General features: G+C 50.3%; 6 protein-coding genes and 1 pseudogene. 3 read left to right on the forward strand and 4 right to left on the reverse strand.

Features of this window, described 5'->3' with window-relative positions; all coding sequences use genetic code 11:
- A pseudogene (locus MES37_RS23390) lies at positions 1-131 on the forward strand (flap endonuclease Xni); the annotation flags it as partial.
- 78 nt (positions 132-209) lie between these two features.
- Here the strand turns inward: MES37_RS23390 and rlmM are convergent.
- The 4 genes from rlmM to MES37_RS23410 form a co-directional block, all read right to left on the reverse strand.
- Positions 210-1,310: a 23S rRNA (cytidine(2498)-2'-O)-methyltransferase RlmM gene (gene rlmM / locus MES37_RS23395; RefSeq protein WP_064543835.1), complete on the reverse strand. Its 1,101-nt coding sequence runs from the start codon at positions 1,308-1,310 to the stop codon at positions 210-212.
- Positions 1,303-1,698: a DUF423 domain-containing protein gene (locus MES37_RS23400; protein ID WP_064543833.1), complete on the reverse strand. Its 396-nt coding sequence runs from the start codon at positions 1,696-1,698 to the stop codon at positions 1,303-1,305. Before MES37_RS23400 ends, rlmM begins: the two co-directional genes overlap by 8 nt.
- A gap of 49 nt (positions 1,699-1,747) precedes the next feature.
- Positions 1,748-2,665, reverse strand: a complete 918-nt coding sequence (gene gcvA / locus MES37_RS23405; RefSeq protein ID WP_064543831.1) for a glycine cleavage system transcriptional regulator GcvA — start codon at positions 2,663-2,665, stop codon at positions 1,748-1,750.
- A gap of 388 nt (positions 2,666-3,053) precedes the next feature.
- On the reverse strand, positions 3,054-3,281 hold the full coding sequence (locus MES37_RS23410) for a YgdI/YgdR family lipoprotein (protein WP_064543829.1): 228 nt from the start codon (positions 3,279-3,281) through the stop codon (positions 3,054-3,056).
- 194 nt (positions 3,282-3,475) lie between these two features.
- Between MES37_RS23410 and csdA the strand changes: the two genes are divergently transcribed.
- The gene (csdA, locus tag MES37_RS23415; RefSeq protein WP_237932739.1) at positions 3,476-4,681 is read left to right on the forward strand and encodes a cysteine desulfurase CsdA; all 1,206 of its coding nucleotides are present in this window, start codon (positions 3,476-3,478) and stop codon (positions 4,679-4,681) included.
- Positions 4,682-5,042: cysteine desulfurase sulfur acceptor subunit CsdE (gene csdE / locus MES37_RS23420; protein ID WP_237932740.1), on the forward strand; the 361-nt coding region annotated here is incomplete at its 3' end. It lies immediately after the preceding gene.

Raw genomic sequence — 5,042 nt, forward strand, 5'->3', positions numbered from 1 at the left:
GGCGTAAGAAGTTAGAACAGCATCGGGAAAGTGCTTTTATCAGCCGCCAGGTGGCAAAGTTGCAGACGGACTTGGTGCTTGATGGGAATTTGCAGCAGTTACGTTTACCAGGTGGGACGCCCTCACCCTAGCCCCCACCCACAGGAAGAGGGAACCGTCTGGTTTTCCCCCTCTCCCTAAGGGAGAGGGCCGGGGTGAGGGTGATTAAATTAACGCTCGTCGCGACGGCCGCCCACTGCAGCCCACATACGGCGCACGTGTACAGTCACCTCTTCACGGTCATGGTACAACTGGCGTGCCTGAATCTCGGCGCTGATACCATGTTCTGCCAGTTTTTCATGAATCAACGCCAGGTTTTGCGACACTTCTTCATAGCGCTTCTTCATTGGCAACTTGAGGTTGAAAATGGTTTCGCGACACCAGCCATTCACTAACCACGTCGCCATCAGACTCGCCACTTTCGCCGGTTTCTCAACCATGTCGCAAACCATCCAGGAAATGTTGTTGCGGGTTGGCTTATATTTAAAACCATCTTCCTGCAACCAGGTCACTTGCCCGGTGTCCATCAGGCTTTGCGCCATTGGGCCGTTATCGACAGAACAAACCCACATGTTGCGTTGCGTTAATTGGTAAGTCCAACCGCCTGGACAGGCTCCAAGGTCAACGGCGTGCATCCCGTTTGCCAGACGCTCGTCCCACTCATCAGCAGGAATGAAAGTATGGAAAGCTTCTTCCAGTTTCAGCGTTGAACGGCTTGGTGCCTCGGAAGGCAATTTCAGACGCTGGATGCCCATATAGAAAGGCGAGTTGTTCGTGGTATACGAATAGCCGGTGTAGCAGCAACCCGGTGCAATAAAGAACACATGCACTACCGGGCGTTTTGGCGTTTCGTAATTGGTCAGAATACCGGCTTCGCGCAGGCTGGTGCGCAATGGCACCGTCAGCTTACGGCAGAACTTCATCAGTTCTTTGCTTTCGTTGGTATCGGCCACTTCCACGCGTAGATCGCCGCCTTTCTCGACCATACCCGTCAACATGCCGGTGATCGGTGTAATGCGATCGTCGGTTGGAAGATCTTTAAGCAGTTCACTGGCAACGAACATTTGACGGGCAAAGATCAAATCCCTGAACGGCAATTCACGCGCCAGTTTGTCAGCATCATCTTGCTGATAACATTCGTAAACCACATAACCGCTGTTTTCTTTTACACGTGCAAAACCGTACACGCCACGCTGGTTGGCTTTATCGGTAATCTCTGCCGCACACTCTTTCTCAAAACCTTGTCGGCAGTACAAAATAACTTTATTCATGGCTTGCGCCCCTACGTTTCAGGCGCATTGCACCAATCAACATCAAGATCCAACCGGCGAGAAAACTCATCCCACCGACGGGAGTAACAAACGCCCACAGGCGTAAGTGAGACAGCGCCAGGCAATAAAGACTGCCGCTGAATAGAACAGTACCGAGCGCCATAAATACGCTGCTCCAGTAAAACCAAATGCTGATCCGGCGCTGCATGGCAACGGCCAGACCAAAAATCGCTAATGTATGAAATGCTTGATATTCGAGACCGGTTTGAATCCACCCCATCTCGACAACACCAAGCGTTTTGCTTAATACATGTGCCCCAAAGGCGCCGAGGGCGACAAAGATAAAACCGCTAATCGCAGTAAAAATCAGCATGAATCGGCTGGTCATGGTGTAACCCTAAAGTAAGGCGTAGTGGCATGCCTACGCACTGGTTTGCTTATTGATCGTAGCGAAAACGGAATTTTTCTTGTTCGCTCGCGGTTTTCGCCAGAATCCACTGCCTGAAGGCCGCTATTTTACCCAGTTCTGCCTGGCTGTCATGACAAACAAGATAAAAGGCATTTTTACTCACCAGAACATCATTGAATGGGCAAACCAAACGACCCGCTTCAATTTCCGATTGCGCCATCACATTATTTGCCAAAGCAATGCCTTGCCCGTGAATCGCAGCCTGCAGCACCATCGCGCTGTGGCTAAATATCGGACCTTGCTGCACATTGATATGGCTTACCCCCAATTGGCGGGTGTAGGTCTGCCAGTCACGACGAGACGCATCATGCAGCAAAGTATGATGGGCTAAATCTTCTGGGGTTTTGATCGGCTTGTCGCCCGTTAACAGCATGGGTGAACAAACCGGTAGCAGATACTCTGCGTACAGTTTTTCCACACGCAAGCCCGGCCAGTTGCCGCGTCCGTAAAAAATCGCGACGTCGACATCATCTGAAAGTTTATCTTCCTGACGGTCAACCGCCTGTATACGAACGTCGATTCCCGGATAAGCTGTATTAAAGCTAGTGAGGCGTGGCACTAACCAATGAATGGCAAAACTTGGCAACAGACTGACCGTTAACGCCCCCTTGGCGCTACGAGCCTGCAGCTTACGAGTGGCCTCGGTTAACTGTGAGAATATCTCTTTGATGTCCAGATAGTAACTCTGCCCTTCTTCCGTCAGCAGCAACGAGCGGTTGCGACGACGAAACAATTTTAGGCCCAGAAAATCCTCCAGGGACTTTATCTGGTGGCTCACGGCGGCCTGAGTCACGAATAATTCTTCGGCCGCTTTAGTAAAACTCAGGTGACGAGCTGCAGCATCAAAGACACGTAAGGCATTTAAAGGTGGCAAACGCTTGGACATAGTTGATTGGCTTAAATGTTAAAGTCTATTAACAAACAGGTGAAGTTAATTAACCTATTAGTTTTTTTTATCTGAGCCATTATAAATTGTCCGTTGAGGATGCACCAGCAAATACCTATAGTGGCGTCACTTCCTGAGCCGGAACGAAAAGTTATCTGGAATGCGTGTTTCGGAGGGCTTTTGGCTTACGGTTGTGATGTTGTGTTGTTGTGTTTGCAATTGGTCTGGCATTCCAGACCCCGGTAGCTTCGCTACCCCTTTTTCACTTCCTGTACATTTACCCTGTCTGTCCATAGTGATTAATGTAGCACCGCTAATTGCGGTGCTTTTTTTTGCCTGTAGTTTGAGTAATCTGTAGTTTGAACAACCTGAAGTTTGAGCAAAAAGATTACTGTTCCAACTCAACCATCTCTTTGACGTCAGTACGGTTAATCTGCTGTTTGTTCCCATTAGCATCTTTGTACTGAATCATCCCTGTCTCGTCATCGGTGTGAGGTTTGCCATCAGCGACGATGCTTCGACCATCATTGGTGTGCATCACGTAGTTCGGGCTTGAACATGCTGAAAGAGCAAGAACCATTAGACCTGCTGATACTGCTGCGGCTGCCTTGTTCATATTCTTCTCCTTAGTAGCGATTAATGCTGATTAACTCTTAAAAATAACCAGGGTGAAAGATTCACCTAACATTATTCAGCATAACCCTCTTTCACGAGCTTGCCTGGCTAAGCAGACTATTCCGAAGGTCATTGATCCCTTGTGCGATTAAGACAAATGCGCCACGATCGTCTCATAGTGATACGAGGAAAATCATGAAAACATTCAATCCCGCCAGTTTTCGCAGCCAGTTTCCGGCGCTGGCTGATGCTGGTGTCTATCTCGACAGTGCCGCAACCACCCTTAAACCTCGCGCCGTCATTGAAGCGACTCAGCAGTTTTATAGCCTGAGCGCCGGTAATGTTCATCGTAGCCAATTTGCCGAAGCACAACGCCTTACTGAGCGTTATGAAGCCGCTCGTGATAGCGTCGCTGCGCTGCTCAACGCACCTTCGGGCAAAGACATCGTCTGGACACGTGGCACTACCGAAGCGATCAACATGGTCGCTCAATGCTACGCACGCCCTCGCCTGCAAGCTGGCGACGAAATTATTGTTAGCGAAGCCGAGCACCACGCCAACTTTGTGCCGTGGTTAATGGTTGCAGAACAAACTGGCGCGAAAATTATCAAGCTACCGCTTGGCAAAGATTACCTCGCCGATTTAAGCAAATTGCCCGCGTTACTTAACGCACGAACCAAAATCCTCGCGTTGGGGCAAATGTCTAACGTCACCGGCGGCTGCCCGGATCTGGCCAAAGCGATTACACTTGCCCATGAAGCAGGCGCTGCTGTCATGGTTGACGGCGCACAAGGTGTGGTGCATTGCCCACCGGATGTACAAGCGTTAGATATCGATTTTTACGCTTTCTCCGCCCACAAACTGTATGGCCCAACCGGCATCGGTGCGCTCTATGGAAAAACTGCGCTGCTCGAAGAGATGTCTCCGTGGCTAGGCGGCGGGAAAATGATTACGCATGTCTCATTTGAAGGATTTAAAACGCAGCCTGTGCCATATCGTTTTGAAGCGGGTACGCCAAACGTTGCGGGAGTTATTGGCCTGAGTGCAGCACTTGAATGGCTCGAAAGCGTTGATTTAACCGAAGCTGAAACATATAGCCGTGGGCTGGCGACGCTTGCCGAAGCAGAACTGGCAAAGCGACCGGGTTTTCGCAGCTTCCGCTGCCAGGACTCGAGCCTGTTAGCATTTGATTTTGAAGGTGTTCACCACAACGACATGGTTACACTGTTGGCTGAATCGGGCATTTCACTGCGTGCTGGCCAGCATTGTGCTCAGCCTTTGCTTGCCGCATTGGGTGTTGCTGGCACCTTGCGTGCTTCTTTTGCCCCCTACAATACTCAGGCTGATGTCGATGCGCTGGTCAAAGCCATCGACAACGCGCTGGAAATTTTGGTGGATTAAATGACAAGTGGATTTTTAGCCGGTCACCCTTTTGGCACATCGATCACCGCTGACAGTTTACGAGTCACTTTTGCTCCGTTGCAGCAGTGGGAAGATAAATATCGCCAGCTGATACTGCTCGGGAAACAACTTCCGGCACTTCCCGCAGACCTCAAACGCGATGAGATAGAAATTGCAGGCTGTGAAAACCGAGTCTGGTTGGGTCACAGCCTGCAGGCAAATGGCACGCTGCATTTCTATGGGGATAGTGAGGGGCGAATTGTTCGCGGTTTGTTGGCGGTGTTACTCACAGCAATCGAGGGGAAAACGGCTGAACAGTTGCTGAATGACGATCCGCTCGCCCTGTTCGATGATTTAGGGC

Origin of the sequence: Buttiauxella sp. S19-1, from assembly GCF_022134725.1 — a bacterium.
In the GTDB taxonomy this organism is placed as follows: Bacteria; Pseudomonadota; Gammaproteobacteria; order Enterobacterales; family Enterobacteriaceae; genus Buttiauxella; species Buttiauxella ferragutiae.